Source organism: Cellulophaga sp. F20128, from assembly GCF_023015805.1.
GTDB lineage: Bacteria > Bacteroidota > Bacteroidia > Flavobacteriales > Flavobacteriaceae > Cellulophaga.
Genome location: NZ_JALKBA010000009.1, coordinates 86875 through 106596, shown reverse-complemented (window position 1 = coordinate 106596; position 19722 = coordinate 86875). Strand labels below are relative to the sequence as shown.

Below are 19722 nucleotides of genomic sequence, written 5' to 3'. Positions count from 1 at the left end.
TTATACTTAAGGCTAAAAGACTCTATTGTTCTGAAATAGAACTAATTTTTGGATAATCCTTAGATAATTCATCTATAGCTGTAGTTGTGATACCAGTTTTCCAAACATACAGTGATTTTAAAGCCTTATGTTTCGTTAGAATGGGCAGGCTCACATTGGATATTTTAGTATTGTATACATTTAGAGATGCTATGTTTTTTAGGGGAGTTATAGATTTAATACCTTCGTCGGTAATGGGATTAGAATTTATATTCAATCGTGTTAAATTTTTTAAATTTGCTATTTGTTTTAATTGTTGGTCGCTTAAATTACACGCGCTTAAATTGAGCCACGTAATTTGATTTTTTGCCAAGAGCAGTTTCGAAATCTGTTCATTGCTTATCGATTTTTCCTTAAAAGTAATAGAAATCATATTGCTGGCTTCGCCCATAAAGTCCACCCCAAAATTGTTTTTTTGCAATGTATGTAATGTTTCCGAAGTTATCTTCGGCACCTTAACTTTTTCATAAAAGGGCTTTGGACGGTAATCCAATTGATAATCCCGGTCTAAAATATGTATCATTTTAGGATCCAATACATCGCTATCTGAAAATTTTAAAAGGCTATCGGCCCCAGCTTTCATCCACCATTCTAGAATTTGAATTTCTCCAAAAGTTAATGAATTTCCTCTTGGAGGCATAAATTTTTTGTTAGATAGAGGTAAGGTTACTCTATTAATGAGAATACTTTTTAGTGGTGTTTTTATATCAATAATAGATCCGTGTTCTCCTCCTTCCATAAGCCCCTTATGATTCGTTAAAACTAGCCCGCCTTCTTTTTTACTGGCACTATGGCAGCTAACACATTTGGAATCTAAGATGGGCTGTATAATATGGGGGAAAACTGTTATGGAATCTGTATCAATATCACTAAGCCCAATGTTTTTTTTCTCATTTTTGCCATCAATTATGTTTTTAATAAATGAAGGAGCATAATGCGTTAGGTATGTTTCTCCATGAGTTAGACTTCCTCCTAAATGTCCAGTGACACCGATTAATACAAGGATAAAGAAAAGCACTATAAAAAAAACAGATTTTTGCAATCGGATTCGCTCTGTTTTTAAAAGCCATCCAAAAAGAGATAATAGCGTAACTAATATGCCAACCCATTTATGCCAAAACAATAAATTGGAATCATACCCACCTTGCAATGAAAGCAGCCAACCAATTACAATGGCTCCTAGGGATGCTAAAGTGCCCCAAAACAAGGTGTATGCAATGGTGTGGTCTAAGTTTAGTGACCTATTTTTAATTTTTAGGGCATACAATTGAAGTAGCGCTGCCATTATTAAAAATCCTATAGGTAAATGAACTATTAAAGGGTGAAAGCGCCCTAGAAAAACGATAATATTTTCTTCCATTTAACTGCAGTTTCTTTTAATTAGGATAAAATATCTTTTACTACATGGCCACTAACATCAGTCAATCTAAATCTACGACCTTGATGTTTATAGGTTAATCGCTCATGATCAACCCCCATTAAATGCATAAGTGTTGCTTGAAAATCATGTACATGTACAGGGTTTTCTACAATATTGTATCCAAACTCATCAGTTGCGCCATGTACGATTCCTTTTTTTATACCAGCGCCAGCCATAAATAAAGTAAAGCATTTTGGATGATGGTCTCTTCCATAATTGGTTGCAGAAAGTGCTCCTTGGGAGTAGTTTGTTCTTCCAAATTCGCCACCCCAAATAACTAATGTGTCCTCTAGTAATCCACGTTGTTTTAGGTCTTTAATAAGGGCTGCTGTAGGTTGATCGGTTTCTTTACACTGTTCACGCAGTCCATTTGGAAGTCCTCCATGGTGGTCCCAGCCTTGATGGTATAATTGAATAAATTTCACATCTTTTTCTACCAAGCGCCTTGCCAACAAGCAATTTGCTGCATAGGTGCCAGGAATTTTGCTGTCAGGACCATACATATCGTATATATGTTCTGGCTCGCCCTCTGTATCCATAATTTCAGGAACAGAAGTTTGCATTCGAAATGCCATTTCATATTGGGACATGCGCGCTTTAATTTCTGGGTCTTCTAATGTATCGTATTGCAACTGTTGCAATTGATTTAAATGATCTAATTGATTTCTTCTGCTTTCGGCTGTTACTCCTGGTGGGTTTTGTAAAAATAAAACAGGATCTTTACCGGCTCTAAACTGCGTTCCTTGGTGTTCTGATGGTAAAAAGCCATTTCCCCAAAGGCGTGAATATAACGGTTGCCCCCTTTTGTTTTTAGTAACTAAAACTACAAAATTAGGGAGGTTTTCATTATCGGAACCTAAGCCGTAGCTAACCCATGAACCTATTGAGGGCCTTCCTGAAAATTGGGAGCCCGTTTGCATAAAAGTAACAGCAGGATCATGATTAATCGCATCGGTATGCATGGATTTGATAAAGCATAATTCGTCAGAAATTCCAGCAACATGCGGCATGCGATCGCTTACCCATGCACCGCTCTTTCCGTGTTGCTTGAACTGAAAAATAGAACCAGCCAATGGAAAAGAGGATTGACCAGCTGTCATGCCGGTTAAACGCTGACCTTTGCGAATACTTTCGGGTAATTCTTGTCCGTTTAGTTTTGTCAATAAAGGTTTATGATCAAATAAATCTAACTGTGAAGGTCCTCCACTTTGAAAGAGGTAAATAACGCGTTTAACCTTTGGAGGAAAATGGGTCTTCCCTACTAATGGCGCTCCTTTGGTGTCTACCAATGTGGATGCGTTCATTAAAGAGCTAAGGGAGAGCGCTCCAAGCCCAAGAGTAGTTTTTGTTAGGAAATCTCTTCTAGTATAGTTGGGGTTGTGATGATTACACATAAGGTTTATCTTTTGGTATACATTTCATCCATATTGAATAAGGTATTTGCTACAATGGTCATGGCTGCCATTTCTTCAATGGGAAAATCAGGAGGTGGATTATAGTCTCCCACCGATAAATATTCAGCTGCTTTATCTTTGTTATCTGTAAACCTGGCGTATTCGTTGGTATACAAATTACGCATAATTTTTAGTTCAGTACTCTTTGGTTTTCTGCTTAAGGCGAGTTGAAAACCAATTTCTAATTGACTACCTAAGGATTTTCCTCCTTCTTTTTTCATTCGGTAAGCCAACGCTTTTGAAGCTTCAACAAATTGTGGGTCATTGAGTAATGATAAGGCTTGTAATGGAGTGTTTGTTTGCTCCCTAAAGACATTGCAGTATTCTCTTGCCGGCATATCAAAAATTTCCATAAATGGCGGAGGAGATGTTCTTTTGTTAAAGGTGTACATGCTTTTTCTGTATTGTTTGTCGTCATGATCTTGAACAAAATATAACAAATCTTTAGAAAAATTTCCTTTTTCAATCCAAAGCCCTTCAGGTTGATACGGTTTTACGCTTTTTCCGCCAACTGCCGTATTTAACAACCCACTAGATTTTAAGGCATTATCTCTTATAAACTCGGCTTGCAATCTATAGGAGGGCGCCCTCGCTAAAAGGCTGTTTTCAGGATCTATTTCTCGTAATTTTTTTGTTGTTTTAGAAGATTGTTTATAGGTATTGCTCAGTACCATTTTTTTTAGTAACCTTCTTAAATCCCATCCAGATTCCATAAAATCTATCGCCAGATAATCTAATAATTTAGCATGAGACGGCAGTGATCCTTGATTGCCAAAATCATTCATTGTAGAGACTAAACCTTTACCAAAAATTAGTTGCCAGTATCGGTTAACAGCAACTCTTGCTGCTAATGGATTTTTAGAATCAAACAACCATTGACTTAGTCCTAATCTGTCTTTAGGGTATTCCTGCATGTTTTCAGAAATTTGACTGGGAGTAGCACGTTCCACTTCTGGCCCAAGCATATTATATTCGCCCCTTTGTAAAATATACGTTTTTCTTTGTATGGGCATTTCTTCCATGACCATTATTTCCTTTACCGTATCTATAGCCTTTAGTTTTTCATTTCTAAGCTGCTTTAGATGCGATTGTAATGCTGTATAGTCAGTTTCATTGGGTTGCCATGCGCTAGGAATAGTAGTTGCTTTAGATTGGGTATAGATAGTAGCAACTTGCAATGGTAAAATCTCAAAATTGTAGATAGACAACTCATCAATCTTTCCTTCAAAAATACCATTATCCCCAGTCTGTCCTCTAAGTGATTTGCCAACAATAAGGTTACCCTTAGCATTTGGAATCATACTTTTGTAAAGGTGGCTATATGTTATGGATTGATTTTTTTCTTTACCATTAATATAGATATTGAGTCCTGAGGCCGACTTAGATCCGTCATAGGTCATTAATAGATGTGTCCATTCGTTAATCGGAATAGAATCGTTTGTTTTAACATGAAGGTAATTGTTTGGCAGCGCACTAATTAATCGTGAAGATACTTGCCCATTAGAATCAATATGGATATCCCACCCTCTGTATAGCTCACTCTTAACACTTGAATTACCTACCACAGTCATTGTTTTTTCTGGAATACGTTTATCCAAATAAACCCAAACCGAAACCGAAAAGGGATCAGCTATCTGAAAAGGTGCTAATTTTGTAATAGCAATTTGATCATATTGATTATCGAAAACAGCAGCTTTACCTTTTATACCTTCGGCTAAGGTTAAGTTTGAACTAACAGTTGTTAGTGTATTATTATCCAAAATTTTCTTTTTTCCGTTGGTAGTAATATTTTCAAATGAATGGTGCACTAGAGGGGCAATTTTTTCGAATTTTTTCGAATCGCTAAAGCTGGCGTCGGCAATAAACGGTTTTTTATATGCCTTTACTAAAGTTTCTAAGGAATCTATTTTTGATTGAAATTGGGTAGTAATGCTGTCTAATTTAGGATCAGTTAAGAGTAATAGGGGGCCAGTATTGCCATCATTACTGGTCATTCCCAATTCTTTGATATTATTAAAATAGGCAAATAATTGAAAATAGTCTTTTTGAGAGATTGGATCATATTTATGATCATGACATTTTGCGCATTCTACAGTTAAGCCTAAGAAAGCAGTTCCGAAAGTATTTGTTCTATTGGTAACATAATCTACTCTAAACTCTTCGTCAATAGCTCCTCCTTCTGCAGTTGTTGGGTGGTTTCGGTTGAATGCTGTTGCCAGCTTTTGTTTCTTAGTAGCATTTGGCAGTAGGTCGCCTGCAAGTTGCTCTGTAACAAACTCATTATAGGGTTTATTCGTATAAAACGCATCAATCACCCAATCTCGCCATTGCCACATCATTCTTGCTCCGTCGGCATGGTACCCATGGGAATCACTATACCTTGCGACATCCAGCCATTCTAGGGTTAATCGTTCTGCATGGTCCATAGAATGCAACATTCTATCGACCATTTTTTCGTAGGCCATTGGATCCGTGTCATTTATAAATAAATTTAATTCTTCTAATGAAGGAGGAATGCCCCTAAGATCAATAGAAAGTCTTCTTAGCAATTGTTCTTTAGCCGCAGGCTTGTTAGGCTGTAATTTTTTTTCTTCAAGTTTTGCGTAGATAAATTGATCAATTTCGTTTGTCGGCTCCCAGGGAATAGATGTAGGCAATGCAGGTTTTTGAGGGGTGTTAAAAGCCCAGTGTTTTTCCCATTGTGCGCCTTGTTCTATCCACTTAATTAAAACCGCCTTTTCCTTGGTGTCAAGTTCTAAATGTGATTCGATAGGAGGCATTAGTATTGTGGGGTCTTGGCTTAAGATGCGTGTAATGGACTCACTCTTATCTATGCTGCCGGGTTTAAAAGCATAATTCCCAAGGCTCGATTTTTTAAAAAGACCTGATTCAGTGTCGAATCGTAAATTTGCTTTTCTGCTGTTTTCATCTGGTCCATGGCAAGCATAGCACTTGTCTGATAGTATTGGTTTTACATCTATATTGAAATCAATTGTTTCTGGTAATTCACTGTATTGAACAGCTATATATTCTGGAATTTTTTTTCCGCAGCTACTGATACTTATAAGAGTTAATAACGTGATACAAAATTTTAAACCACTAAGTTTTATGCTGCCAAATGGAGGTGTTTTAATAAAAATAACGTTCAGCATAAGTACGGTTATCGTTTTGTATAAAGATTTCATGTAAAATTTAGTAATGTCATAATGTAATGCACATTTATACTGTATTTACATAATGGTAATTAAAATTACTAAATTTATTAGTAACGCACAACCGATTGCATTAGTTTAGTTAGTTCTATAACAACTTGAGATTATTTTCATTGTTTTCATTGTTTTCTATCGATTTTCGAGTGGTTTTGTGAATCCCAAGAAAATACGCACCAAATAATGAGGACTAACTATTGAAACTAGAATGGGTTGGTTAAGTAGACCATAGGAGTAACATTATGAAGAAAAATCAGCGATGGTGATTTTAGATGTGAATTGGGTTTTAGGTATAGAACACACCTTTGAGCAAGCAAGACTTAATTGTGCTAATTTTAGTTATGAGCGGATAAATAAACAATCCACAAAATCTGCTAGTATATGCAGAACCAAGGCAATGCCAAATATTCTTGTTTTCTTAAAAAATAGCAATCCAAAATAACACCCTATGGCCCAATAGGTATGAAGGGGATGAAAGTTAATACTACACCTATTTGCGTCAAAAATTGGTTCAGCCCATAAATGATCCAAGTCAATGATAATAGCCGCTAATAAAATGAGAATCGCCCTTGCTTTTTGTTCTTTAAAGAAGATTACCCCGATTAAAATGGGAACAATAAAATGGATGCCATAATGCAAGAAAAACCTAAGCATTGGTACGGTCTATTACATGTTGTTGTAAATAGGATAAGGTATTTGTGCCTTCATTAAAAAGTAAATCTAGAATGCTGCAGTTTTCAATAAAGCCATTGCGGTCGTTAAAAACTTGAAAATAGGATTCTTGCTTGAAATTTATTTTTTGTTTGGCTTGTATCAAAAATCTACCATCAATACGGTCTGTGGGTGTTTTTTCGTAAGTGGTGGTTTTAAGGATGGGCATATCCAGTTGCAGAAAATCACAGATACAGGCAGTAGTTTCAAGGTTAAAATCTAATAGAAATAGATGCTTTTTAGAATATAAAGGTCTTATTTCATCTTCGTAAAACTCAAAAAAAGCAGAGGTTCTGTATGCCGTTTCCAAAGTTCTCCAATGTTGGCGTTGCCAAGGGTAATCATTGTCTATTTTAACATCCTTGTATTTTTGTTTTGTCGCTCCTTTACCAATGTGTTTTATTGGAATGTTAAGCATGAGTTTTCCGGTATCTGCAGCGATATAGGTGCGATTTCGGTAGGATTGTTTTTGGTAATTATCGTTCACCTCCCAACAAACATCATTTGTTGCTATAGCCACAAAATTAGCAACGTTTAAAAAATAACCAGGATGTAAAAGGAGGTTCATTGATTGCTTTGGATATTTGTTTATTTGTTGAGCTGATATTTTCGTAAAGTGTTCAATTTATTGGTTATGCTTTCTAGTTGCTTTCTTGATGAAATATAATTTTCATTACTGATTAATTCCAGCTCATTAGAAATAATTAGTTGGTTTAAAACTTCAACCGCAGAACTAAAAGCCATTGTTGAAAAGTGAGCTTTATCTTTATTTGTGGATCTCGCTGAACCTTCGGCAATATTTGAGCAGATCGATATTGAAGCTCTTCGTAATTGGGAAGTTAAGCTAAATTTTTCATTAGAAGGGAATTCAGAAGTGAGTTTATATATGTTCTTAGTAAACTCTTTTGCTTCGTGCCAAACCTCTAATTTTTCAAATGAATAGCTATACATATTTTTATTTCAAATAAACAACTCTACGAATTAGCAGATTAACAGATTAACTTGTTTTCTTTTTTCTAAAATAATCAAATACAAAATACCCCACTAAAAGGAGTAAAAAGTACTTAAAGTACGATGTTGGTTCACCGTCTCCACCTACTGTTGTAAAAAATCGATTCCATCGAGGTTTCCAATTGCTAAGTCCATCGTTAATACCGTCTATACTCATCCAGATTAAAACAGGTTTGCCTACAATATGATTCTCAGGTACAAAGCCCCAAAATCTACTGTCTTCAGACATGTGCCTGTTATCACCCATCATCCAATAATAATCTTGTTTAAAGGTGTATGTGTCTGTTACTTTACCGTTAATACTAATTTGGTTGCCCGATTGTGATAGGGTGTTGCCTTCGTACTCTTTAATGATCTTTTTGTACAAGGGTAAATTTTTTGCATTTAGCTTTATAGTGCTATTGGCTTTAGGAATGTATATCGGAGAGATATTATCTTCAGTCCCAGCTAAATTTGTGTTTTGCGGAAAAATTCGAGTTCTAGGATTGCTAAAACTGAACTTTTTAATGCTTACAATATTTGGTGAGTTTTCAGCAATTTTAGCCTCTTCTTCTGTTAAATTAAAGAGATTGATAGTTTTTACTTCTTCTGCCTCCAAATATGATTTTATTCTATTATCCTGTATTGATCCAGCGTAGTATACGTAGGTAGAATCTTCTTTGATTTTATCTAAATTAGTTCCCTTGTCTAATAGTTCATCAACCTTATCTTTTTTAAGCGTTTCTTTGGGAATACGTATAGAATAACCAGCAAAATTATTTCGGCCTAAAAGTTTAATGGTCGCATTATCTAGTGGTGATTTGGAAGTTACAGCATGGTAAAACATAGGTTTTGCCCTGTCTGGTAAAATGGTCCTTTCGCCATCGATATATACATAACCATCTACTACAGATAAAGTATCACCTGGCAGACCAACACAACGTTTTACGTAATTTGATTTCTTGTCAATTGGTTTTTTTACACCGGCTTCTCTAACAAAAAATTGCCTTACAGTATCGGCAGGCCAACTGAAAACAACAATTTCATTTCTTTTTACTTTTTGAAATCCGGGCAATCTGAAATAGGGTAATTGTGGTTTGCTCAGGTAGGATTTAATACCTAACAAGGGTAAAGTATCATGCACCATAGGAGCTGCAATCGTTGTCATTGGAGTTCGTGCTCCATAATGAAACTTACTCACAAATAGAAAATCACCTACCAAAAGAGTTTTTTCTAATGAAGAGGTTGGTATTACATAGGGTTGTATAAAATAAGTATGTACCAAAGTAGCAGCTACAATAGCAAATACAATAGAACTCACCCATTCTCCTAATCCAGTTTTTGGATGTATACTACGGTCTTCAATATATTTTACGTCGAGGACATAATTTACGTAATAGATATAAAAACCTAGGGTTAATAGTACCAACCAGGTATCAACTAATTTATTTTTACCAAAACTTCTAATCGTTTCTACCCAAATAACAGGAAACATTAACAGGTTTATAATTGGGATGAACAATAGAATAACCCACCATTTAGGGCGTCTAATGATTTGCATTAGCACTATGGCATTATAAACCGGTATAGCTGCTTCCCAAGATTTTCTACCTGCTTTTACATATAGTTTCCAAGTTCCTAAAAAGTGTATAACTTGTATAATTAGGATAAAAATAATCCACTGAGTACTATTCATTTTTTTTGTTTATATATTAAGAAGCATCTACTTCTGTTCGTTTCCTTGTTTTAAAACTATTCTATTTTAGAATAAACAAGGAGTTTTGGTCTAATTTTTAACGTTTAATTAAGTTCAAGGACATCTTTCATAGAAAAAACACCGGTTTTGCCGAGTATCCACTCTGCTGCAATTACTGCTCCTAAGGCAAATCCTTCGCGATTGTGGGCTGTATGTTTTATGTCAATACTATCTACCGCACTAGCATAGGTAATGCTATGTGTTCCTGGTACTTCTGGTATTCTTTTTGCTACAATTGCAATATGATCATCATCCGCTTTATTTAGCTGCCATCCTTTGTATTTAGATTCTGGGATAATTCCTTCTGCAAGGGTAATTGCCGTTCCACTGGGCTCATCTAATTTTTGAGTGTGATGAATTTCCTCCATAGATACCTTGTACTGTGACAAGGTTTTCATCATTTTTGCCAAGTAATTATTCAATTCAAAAAAGATATTTACGCCCAAACTGTAATTGGAAGCGTATATAAAGGCCCCTTTGTTTTTGTTGCACAGTGCCACGGCAGCATCGTATTTGTCTAACCATCCTGTTGTACCACTTATAATAGGGACATTGTGATGAATACATTTTTCAATGTTTCCAAAGGCTGCAGCGGGAAGGCTAAAATCAATAGCCACGTCGATATTGGAAAAATCGATAGCTACTGTATCTATGTCTATTTTAGCAACTATGGTGTGGTTCCGACCTATTGCTACCTGCTCAATCATTTTTCCCATTCTTCCATATCCAAACAAAGCAATATTCATATTTAAAATTTTAGTTGTAGGGCAAGTCCATAATTTGGATTTGCGGTTATTGTATTGTATTCTAAGTAGGGTTTTACCTTAAAACTAAGGTCATCGTCTATATTAAATTGTTTTAAATGTGCATCTACATTGGCATCCACAATATTTAAAACATATAATCCTATAGTGATTAACAAGGATAAATCCCGGTCTTCTTGAAAATTTTCTTGTGCTCTTTGTAAATCGTCATCCCCTAATCTGGGGTTTCCTGGATCTATTTCCTGCCCATTTAGAGCATAGAATTCATCGTCCATAAAACCAGCCTTTCTCCTTTTAAAAGCGGCTCTAGCTCTATTGTATTGGTTGTTGTTAAAGGAATAGGCATAGATTCCTGTACCAATAGCACCGTATACAAGTGGTAGTTTCCAATACCTTTTATTGTAAATCTGCCCTAAACCAGGGAGTATGGCAGAATAAAAAGCTGCTTTACTAGGCGCTAGTGGATCTATTCTCTTGTATTTGTTTAATAAGGCATCATCCACTAAAATTCCCTGCCCTTTTAGATCTAGGGTAAGGGAGTCTAGCTCTTGTTCGGATTTATTTTCTGGGTCTTGAGGCCAAGCTGTGGTAACAAAAACAACAAAAAATAAGAGTAAAAGAAGAGTTTTAGGCACCAGTCATCATTTTTTTTAATCTATTAAATTCTTCTTCGGTATCAAAAGAAATTGTAATTTTTCCTTTGCCTTTTTCTGAAGCTGTAACCGCAACCTTTGCCTTTAAATGGTCTTTTAAATTTTCTAAACCTTCACTAGCGAAAACCGGCAATTTAGATGATTTTTTAGCCTTTGGTTGCGTTAAGGTTCCAGACTCTTGGTAACTTTTTACCGCTTTTTCAGTTTCTCGTACCGATAAATTGCCTTCAACAATTTTTTCGTACAAATCTATTTGATCTGATTTTTTGTCAATATTAACCAAAGCTCTACCGTGTCCCATACTTACAAAACCATCGCGAATACCGGTTTGAATTATTGGATCTAACTTTAATAGCCGCATGTAATTTGTAATGGTCGATCTTTTTTTGCCAACGCGTTCACTCAGTTTTTCTTGGGTAAGCTGAATTTCGTCTATCAGTCTTTGATAAGATAATGCAATTTCAATAGGGTCTAAATCTTGTCTTTGAATATTTTCTACCAAAGCCATTTCTAATGACTCTTGGTCATTAGCTATTCTAATATAAGCAGGGATGGTTTCTAATCCCAATAACTTAGAAGCCCTAAACCTACGCTCCCCTGAAACTAACTGATATTTGTTAAATTCTACCTTACGAACAGTTATGGGTTGTATAACCCCTAATTCTTTAATGGAAGTTGCCAATTCATGCAGGGCTTCTTCATTAAAATGAGATCTTGGTTGAAAAGGGTTTACCTCAATTAAATCTAAATCTAATTCTATGATATTGCCTACAACCTTATCTGCGTTTTTGTCAGATGCGGAGTTGATATCATTTTCAGGATCTTTTAATAAAGCTGATAATCCTCTGCCTAGAGCCTGTTTTTTTATTGCTTTCGCCATTATGCTTTTTCCTTATTTTTTTGAATTACTTCATTTGCCAAATTTAAATAATTGGCTGCACCTTTACTACTGGCATCATATTTAATAATGCTTTCGCCATAACTTGGAGCTTCACTTAATCGAACATTTCTTTGAATGATTGTATCAAATACCATTTCAGAGAAGTGTTTTTTAACCTCTTCAACGACCTGATTAGAGAGTCTTAATCTTGAGTCGTACATCGTTAATAAAAGACCTTCAATATCTAAATCTGGATTGTGTATTTTTTGCACACTTTTAATAGTGTTTAATAATTTACCCAAACCTTCTAATGCAAAATATTCACATTGGATAGGGATAATAACTGAATCGGCTGCTGTTAAGGCGTTTAAGGTTAATAAGCCTAACGATGGTGCACAGTCAATAAGAATATAATCATAGGATTCTTTAAGCTCTTTTATGGCCTTAAGCATCATGTATTCTCTTTGATCTTTATCTACCAATTCTATTTCTATGGCAACTAAATCTATATGTGAGGGTATAAGATCTACATTGGGAGAGGTGGTTTTAATAATTGTTTCAACAGCAGATTTGGTGTGTTCCAACAATTGATAGGTGCCTATTTCTATAGCATCTACATCTACTCCTAACCCTGAAGTTGCATTTGCTTGGGGATCTGCATCTATTAGCAATACTTTCTTTTCTAGTACTCCTAGGGAAGCAGCAAGATTAACAGTGGTGGTTGTTTTTCCAACACCGCCTTTTTGGTTTGCAATGGCTATTATTTTGCCCATTATCATAGTAAGTTTAGGGGTTAAAAATACAATTATTTACGACTATATAAAACCGATGGTGTTAATAGTTTGCAAATAAAAAGCAGCACAATTAGGCTGCTTTTTATTTTTACACTAAAAAAACAGTTAAAAATCATTGGATAGCCTTATTTTACTAACTTTTAATATTTTCTGCTTTAATCCATTAATATTTCTAAAATTTGAATGGCAGCCTCACTTAATTTGGTTCCAGGACCAAAAACAGCTACGGCACCGGCATCAAATAAAAATTGGTAATCTTGTTTGGGGACTACACCGCCAATAATAACCATAATGTCTTCTCTGCCGTGTTTTTTTAATTCCTTTATGACAGCCGGTACAAGGGTTTTATGACCTGCAGCAAGTGATGATACCCCAAGAATGTGAACATCATTTTCAACGGCTTGTTTTGCTGCCTCTTCAGGGGTTTGAAAAAGTGGTCCTATATCTACATCAAAACCTAAATCTGCATAACCTGTAGCCACTACTTTGGCACCACGATCATGACCATCCTGCCCCATTTTGGCAATCATTATTCGTGGCCTTCTGCCTTCAGCTTCAGCAAAAGCATCTGCCAGTGCTAATGCTTTTTTAAAACTTTTATCGTTTTTTATTTCTTTTGAATACACGCCTGTAAATGATTGTATTTTTGCTTTATGTCTGCCAAATACTTCTTCTAGAGCGCTACTAATCTCTCCTAATGTAGCTCTTGCTTTGGCCGCTTCTACAGCTAAAGCTAATAAATTTTGATCTTCTGTACTAGATTCTGTAGTTAATTTGGCTGCTTGTGTCAATTTTGCAAGGGTGGTTGTTACCAATGTGTTGTTTCTAGTCGCTTTAAGGACAGCTAATCTTTCTACTTGTTGTTTCCTTACCTGTTCATTGTCAACTTCCAATATTTGTAAATCATCTTCATTTTCTTGTTGGTATTTATTGACCCCCACAATAACGTCTTCATTACTATCTATACGGGCTTGTTTTTTGGCAGCAGCTTCTTCTATCCTCATTTTGGGTATGCCAGCTTCAATTGCTTTGGTCATTCCTCCTAAGGCCTCAATTTCTTCTATTAAGGTCCAGGCTTTTTGCGCTATTTCTTCTGTTAGTTTTTCAAGATAATAGCTGCCTCCCCAAGGGTCTACTGTTTTTGTTATTTTTGTTTCTTCTTGAAGGTAAATTTGAGTGTTGCGTGCTATTCTTGCTGAAAAATCTGTTGGTAGTGCAATGGCTTCATCCAAAGCATTGGTATGTAAACTTTGGGTACCACCAAAGGCAGCAGCAGCAGCCTCTATGGTAGTTCTTGTAACATTGTTAAACGGGTCTTGTTCTGTTAAACTCCAACCACTAGTTTGGCTATGTGCTCGTAATGTTAATGATTTCTGATTTTTTGGGTGAAATTGTTTCACCAATTTTGCCCAAAGCATTCTCCCGGCGCGTAGTTTCGCAATTTCCATAAAATGGTTCATTCCAATGCCCCAAAAGAACGACAGGCGGGGAGCAAAACTATCGATATCCATCCCGGTTTTTAAACCGGTTCTAATGTATTCTAAACCATCTGCCAAGGTATAAGCCAATTCTAAATCTGCAGTTGCACCAGCTTCTTGCATGTGGTAACCAGAAATGCTAATACTATTAAACTTGGGCATATTTTTACTGGTATATTCAAATATATCAGCAATGATTTTCATAGAAGGTGTAGGTGGGTAAATATAGGTGTTGCGCACCATAAATTCTTTTAATATATCATTTTGTATCGTTCCTGACAACTCGTTTAATGGCACTCCTTGTTCCTGAGCGGCAACAATATAAAATGCGAGAATAGGGAGAACAGCACCGTTCATCGTCATAGAAACAGACATTTTATCTAACGGAATGCCGCCAAATAATATTTTCATATCCTCCACAGAATCTATGGCAACACCTGCTTTGCCAACATCACCAATGACACGCTGGTGGTCACTATCGTAGCCTCTATGTGTAGGCAAATCAAAGGCGACGGAAAGCCCTTTTTGTCCCGCGGCTAAATTGCGTCTGTAAAAGGCATTGCTTTCCTCTGCTGTTGAAAAACCAGCATATTGTCTTACAGTCCAAGGCCTGCGTACATACATGGTCGTATAGGGTCCCCGTAAATTTGGAGCTATTCCAGCTGCAAAGTTTAGATGTTCTAGTTTTTTGTTATCAGCCTCAGTATACACAGATTTCACAGCTATACCTTCTGCTGTACTATAGGTTTTTACCTTGGGTTCTGACCCTTTAGAATCTTGCTCCTTGAGACAAATATGTTGTACATTTTTTCTACTCATCTTGAAGTCTTTTTTGTTCTAATTCCTCTGCCAATCTTTTTTCAATGATTGGTACTAAGAGTGTTTTTCGGGCATTTGTTTTTACAAATGGATAGAGTTCTAATTCTCCTTTTATCCTATCGGCGGGATTTTCATATTTATTGGTGCCCACCAAGATTTCTTTTTTATTGTTGAATAGCTCTTGCTCCTTTAAGGCACTTTCTTTAATCTTTTTTTGAATGTAATGCGATTTTAAGTTCGATAAAAAACCACCCTTCGCTTCAATACTCTTAAATAATTCCAAGGCTTTTTCGGCAAGTTGATGTGTTATAGATTCAATATAATAAGCGCCATCAGCCGGATTGGAAACCATTTCAAAATAACTTTCTTTCTTTAAGATAAGCAGTTGGTTTCTAGAAATACGTTCGCCAAATTCATTGTCCTTGTGGTAGATGGCATCGTAAGCTAAATTACAGATGGTGTTTGCGCCCCCCAAACAAGCAGCCATACATTCCGTTGTTGTGCGTAGCAGATTAACATTGTAATCATACAATGTTTTGTTGCGTTTGCTTGGAGACGCAATTATTGTGCAATTAGCGTTTGTATTGTATTCTTCTGCCAAGGTGTTCCACAATAATCGAAGGGCCCTTAGTTTTGCAATTTCAAAGAAATAATTTCCTGAAATACTTACGGTAAAGGTGAATTTTGGAATACTCCCTTCTTTATAGTGGTTCAAATATTCATTGGCATGAGCCAAGGCGTATGCTAATTGTTGTGCCATAGTAGCACCTGCATTTTGATAGGTAGAAACATCGACACCCATAGTATGCACCCAAGGCAAATTTTTAGATAGGGCAACTATAGTATCTAATTCTTTGTGGTCTTGATTAAGGTTAGTGTACCAATTTCCTGTTTTGGCTAAATTGCCAATAATATCAATATTTAAATGAATTGTAACGTCCTTATCCCTACAATATTCTATTAGATTTTTGATGTAAGTAGCAGAAATAAACTGAAAATAAAAATAGATGGTTTTGTTTTTCAGTGGGATACTTTTTAAAAGGGAGTCAATCTTAATTTGAGCTGAAGAGATCGTAAAGACAAGGTCTTCTGCTCCTCTTTCTAAGGAATCTAGGGCTTTTAGGTTGGATGCTGTTTCGTTTTGTACAAAAATAGGCTGACCAATATTCCATTTTGGTGTATCAGTATGATTTTTAATTTTATCCGTGATATCATCACTATTGTAAAAAGGTTTTACTTTAATTCCTTCGGGAGATTCCCAGATTAAGGCTTCATTGTAATCGGCTCCTTTTAAATCGAACTGTATTTTTTGTTTCCACTCTTTGGCAGAAACCTCAGAAAACTCTTTAAACAACTCCTTCTTACTCATGCTCATTATTTTTAAGGCTGTCTGCGTATTCTATCAGGTAAATTTCTTCGTTTTTCTTTTTAAGATAATAGTGTTCCCTGGCGAACTTTTCTAATTCTTCAGGATTTTTTAGTTTTTCTATAATTTTTCTATCTTTAGAAATCTCGTTTTTTAAGTACTCTTTTTGTTTTTCTAAATCCTCAATTTGACCTTTTAACTCATTGTGAATAAATAGAGAGTTCGTGTCAAAAAAAATCATCCAAATTGCAAATGTGGTAAGCACAAGTACATACATATTGGTTGCAATACCAAACCATTTTTTCTTTTTAAGTTCTTTTAAGGTCATCTAAAAAATTAAACTAATTTGTCATTAATAATAGTACGTACAATATCTATTGCCACCGTATTGTGTTTGTTATTTGGTATAATGATATCTGCATGTTCCTTGGTAGGTTCAATAAATTCGATATGCATAGGTTTTATGGTGGATTGATATTTTTCTAAAGTTTCATCCAAATTCCACCCTCTTTCATTAACATCTCTTTTAATTCTCCGAATTAATCGTTCGTCAGAATCGGCATGTACAAATATTTTAATATCCATCATTTTCCGAATCTCCTGATCGGTCATAATTAAAATACCTTCTACGATTACTACTTTTCGAGGTTGCGTAAGGATAGTTTCTTCCGTTCTATTGCATTCCAAAAATGAATACACAGGTTGGGCAATATTTTCTCCTCTTTTTAAGGCTTCTAAATGTGTTTTTAGTAATTTAAAATCGATTGAACTCGGATGATCAAAATTTATTTTCTTTCTTTCTTGAAGCGATAAATGCGAAAGATCGTTATAATAAGAATCTTGTGAGATTACACATACTTCATTTTCTGGTAACTCATTAACAATCTGGTTTACAACCGTTGTTTTTCCACAACCCGTACCTCCAGCTATTCCTATTACTAACATAAAATCTTTTTTTTGTCAAAAATACGTATTTGAAATTATATAATTTTGTTTATTATGATTCCTGTTGTGTTTGTTTTTAAAACGTGACTAGTTTAACTTAAAATTAAGCGAGGTAAATCTTTTTTTTAAGGGATAGAGACTTAACTTTGCCCGATGCAAAATACAACCGTAAAACCACAATTTGAATTTGTGGCGTTAATGGCTTCTTTAATGTCTATTGTAGCCCTTACTATAGATGCTTTATTGCCCGCAATTTCACATATAGGTATAGCGATTAACAGTACAGATCCAATAAGGAATCAATTGCTGATTACAATGATTTTTTTGGGGTTGGGTTTAGGTCAATTGTTTTTTGGGCCTTTATCAGATAGTTATGGCAGAAAACCTATGGTTTACATCGGTTTTTTAATTTTTACCCTTGGTAGTATCATATGTGTGTTCTCCCCAAATTTAGAGGTGATGATTGTTGGTCGTATCCTTCAGGGTATTGGTTTATCTGCCCCTAGAACCATTACCATATCAATTATCAGAGACTTGTACAAGGGAGACTATATGGCTAAAATCATGTCTTTTGTTACCGCTTTCTTTATCTTAGTTCCTGTAGTAGCTCCTGCGGTGGGTAAGTTGGCATTGGATAATTTTGGATGGAAATCAATATTTTATATCCAATTATTTTTTGCTTTAGTAGTTGCTATTTGGTTTTGGAAAAGGCAAGCTGAAACCTTAAACCCGGCCTTTAAAATCCCATTTACAAAATCAGTTTTTTTAGACGGATTGCGCGAGTTCTGTAAATATAAAGAAACGGTAGCCTTTACCATTATGTCTGGACTAATTACTGGGGCATTTTTAGTTTATTTAAGTGCGTCGCAGCATATCTTTGAAAACCAATATCTCTTAATTGAAGAATTTCCTTATATTTTTGCAGGCTTAGCAGTTTCCATTGGTTTGGCAACCTTTTTAAATGGTACGCTAGTACTTCGTTTTGGTATGCGAAAATTACTTTTTATAGCTTTAGCGGGTTTTTGTTGTATCGGTTTATTGTATGTTGTTTTGTTTTGGAACACACCAAATCCATCCTTGCCAATTTTACTTGTATTTTTAGCCCTACAATTTTTTTGTTTGGGTTTTATATGGGGAAACCTAAGATCGGTAGCTATGGAGCCAATTGGGCATATCGCTGGAATTGGGGCAGCTATTAATGGTTTTGTTTCCACCTTGCTGTCTATTCCAATTGCAACCTTAATTGGTAGTTATGTAAAGACAACCGTTTTGCCTTTGTTTATTGGTTTAACGATCTGTGGTGTTTTATCTTTAGGTATTTTTATGTTTGTAAAAAGAAATTCTTCAAGGGTAATTGCCTAAGTATTATTGTGGAACATAGATAACACCAGAACACGAATCTTTTGTGGCACCAGTTACAGAACTCAAAACATTGTTTTGCCCTATATTTCTCAGCACACCCATAAAAGCAAAAATAAGGGCTTCTTTAAATTCTATTAGGGTTGAACTAGCAGGTGCTATGGAAAAAGTAGGACCTAGTTTTTCTTGCAAAGTAGTGATTAAAAATGCATTAAAAGCGCCGCCACCGGTTATTAAGAGCGTGTTTTTAGCTTTGTCTTTTAGGGATAGTAGGTTCTCTGAAATTTTGTCGCAAATATGAATTCCAAGAGTGTGTAGTATATTTTCTAAAGCATCATTTGTAGCTTCTAGCAAAGGGACAATTTCCTTTAAAAACCATTCATATCCGGTAGATTTGGGAAAGGGAAGTTTGTAGTATTCCAAGGCGTTTAATTGGTCTAGTAAATGCTGGTTTAGTTCCCCTTTTTTTGCCAAATCACCATTGTGGTCATAGGCTAAGTCTATTTTTTGAGTCATGTAATTTAAAGCCATATTGGCAATGCCAATATCGTAGGCAATTCTATTGTTATTTTGCTGAAAAGACACATTGCTAATGCCTCCCAAGTTTAGACAAAAATCATAGGTACCAAAGAGGTGTTTGTCCCCAATAGGAACTAAGGGAGCCCCTTGTCCTCCTAATGCAACATCATTAGACCTAAAATCGCATATGGTTTTGCAATTTGTATAATTCGCGATATGCTGTCCGGAACCAATCTGATAGGTAAATCCTTTGTTTGGTTGATGATGGGTAGTATGTCCATGGCTCGCAATAATGTCTACGGTTAGTTGACCCTCATCAATAAAAAGCTTAGACTGTTCTCCTAGCCATGCACCATAGGTACTATTTAATTCTAATAATTCTGAAGCAGGTAAGGATATTGCGTTTTTAAGCTTGTCTTTAAATGCTGAGCTGTAGGTAACACTTTTTGTATTGTTAATTTTATAGTTCCACATATCCTTCTTTTGCCAAAACTGACAGTAGGCAAGGTCTAAACCATCTAGTGAGGTTCCAGACATTAGTCCTAAAACGTTAAACTTTTTCATAG

17 protein-coding genes are annotated in these 19722 nt (G+C 35.5%); 1 reads left to right on the top strand and 16 read right to left on the bottom strand.

The features are described 5' to 3' along the window. Positions 1–22: 22 nt before the first annotated feature. The 15 genes from MWU65_RS10505 to udk form a co-directional block, all read right to left on the bottom strand. Complete coding sequence (locus tag MWU65_RS10505) at positions 23–1399, bottom strand: DUF2231 domain-containing protein (RefSeq protein ID WP_247077769.1); 1377 nt, start codon at positions 1397–1399, stop codon at positions 23–25. A gap of 20 nt (positions 1400–1419) precedes the next feature. Further along, on the bottom strand, positions 1420–2853 hold the full coding sequence (locus MWU65_RS10500) for a DUF1501 domain-containing protein (protein WP_247077767.1): 1434 nt from the start codon (positions 2851–2853) through the stop codon (positions 1420–1422). A 5-nt stretch (positions 2854–2858) separates the two neighbouring features. Next, positions 2859–6098, bottom strand: coding sequence for a DUF1553 domain-containing protein (locus tag MWU65_RS10495; protein WP_247077765.1), 3240 nt, complete (start codon positions 6096–6098; stop codon positions 2859–2861). Between the two features lie 363 nt (positions 6099–6461). Further along, complete coding sequence (locus MWU65_RS10490) at positions 6462–6776, bottom strand: DUF6122 family protein (RefSeq protein WP_247077763.1); 315 nt, start codon at positions 6774–6776, stop codon at positions 6462–6464. Next, a complete protein-coding gene (locus MWU65_RS10485; RefSeq protein WP_247077761.1) occupies positions 6769–7401 on the bottom strand; it encodes a WbqC family protein in 633 nt (210 codons plus the stop codon). Before MWU65_RS10485 ends, MWU65_RS10490 begins: the two co-directional genes overlap by 8 nt. A 20-nt stretch (positions 7402–7421) precedes the next feature. Continuing rightward, entirely contained in the window at positions 7422–7784 is a 363-nt protein-coding gene (locus MWU65_RS10480) for a four helix bundle protein (RefSeq protein WP_247077759.1), read from the bottom strand. Between the two features lie 46 nt (positions 7785–7830). Continuing rightward, on the bottom strand, positions 7831–9519 hold the full coding sequence (lepB, locus tag MWU65_RS10475) for a signal peptidase I (protein WP_247077757.1): 1689 nt from the start codon (positions 9517–9519) through the stop codon (positions 7831–7833). Positions 9520–9623: 104 nt separating this feature from the next. Then, a complete protein-coding gene (dapB, locus tag MWU65_RS10470; RefSeq protein WP_247077756.1) occupies positions 9624–10325 on the bottom strand; it encodes a 4-hydroxy-tetrahydrodipicolinate reductase in 702 nt (233 codons plus the stop codon). Between the two features lie 2 nt (positions 10326–10327). Next, positions 10328–10978 (bottom strand): DUF5683 domain-containing protein, encoded by a 651-nt coding sequence (locus MWU65_RS10465; RefSeq protein ID WP_247077755.1) that lies wholly within the window; start codon positions 10976–10978, stop codon positions 10328–10330. After that, a complete protein-coding gene (locus MWU65_RS10460; RefSeq protein WP_247077754.1) occupies positions 10971–11876 on the bottom strand; it encodes a ParB/RepB/Spo0J family partition protein in 906 nt (301 codons plus the stop codon). The genes MWU65_RS10465 and MWU65_RS10460 overlap by 8 nt, the downstream gene beginning before the upstream one ends. Continuing rightward, positions 11876–12649, bottom strand: a complete 774-nt coding sequence (locus MWU65_RS10455; RefSeq protein ID WP_247077753.1) for an AAA family ATPase — start codon at positions 12647–12649, stop codon at positions 11876–11878. Before MWU65_RS10455 ends, MWU65_RS10460 begins: the two co-directional genes overlap by 1 nt. 176 nt (positions 12650–12825) lie before the next feature. Next, complete coding sequence (gene scpA, locus MWU65_RS10450; RefSeq protein ID WP_247077752.1) at positions 12826–14967, bottom strand: methylmalonyl-CoA mutase; 2142 nt, start codon at positions 14965–14967, stop codon at positions 12826–12828. Beyond that, entirely contained in the window at positions 14960–16336 is a 1377-nt protein-coding gene (locus MWU65_RS10445) for a methylmalonyl-CoA mutase subunit beta (protein WP_247077751.1), read from the bottom strand. Before MWU65_RS10445 ends, scpA begins: the two co-directional genes overlap by 8 nt. Further along, on the bottom strand, positions 16329–16661 hold the full coding sequence (locus tag MWU65_RS10440; RefSeq protein ID WP_247077749.1) for a septum formation initiator family protein: 333 nt from the start codon (positions 16659–16661) through the stop codon (positions 16329–16331). The genes MWU65_RS10445 and MWU65_RS10440 overlap by 8 nt, the downstream gene beginning before the upstream one ends. 8 nt (positions 16662–16669) lie before the next feature. Continuing rightward, on the bottom strand, positions 16670–17278 hold the full coding sequence (gene udk / locus MWU65_RS10435; protein ID WP_247077747.1) for a uridine kinase: 609 nt from the start codon (positions 17276–17278) through the stop codon (positions 16670–16672). Positions 17279–17431: 153 nt separating this feature from the next. Between udk and MWU65_RS10430 the strand changes: the two genes are divergently transcribed. Next, the gene (locus MWU65_RS10430) at positions 17432–18640 is read left to right on the top strand and encodes a multidrug effflux MFS transporter (RefSeq protein ID WP_247077745.1); all 1209 of its coding nucleotides are present in this window, start codon (positions 17432–17434) and stop codon (positions 18638–18640) included. 3 nt (positions 18641–18643) lie between these two features. Here MWU65_RS10430 and MWU65_RS10425 read toward each other — a convergent pair whose 3' ends face one another. After that, positions 18644–19720 (bottom strand): anhydro-N-acetylmuramic acid kinase, encoded by a 1077-nt coding sequence (locus MWU65_RS10425; protein WP_247077743.1) that lies wholly within the window; start codon positions 19718–19720, stop codon positions 18644–18646. Positions 19721–19722: the final 2 nt, after the last annotated feature.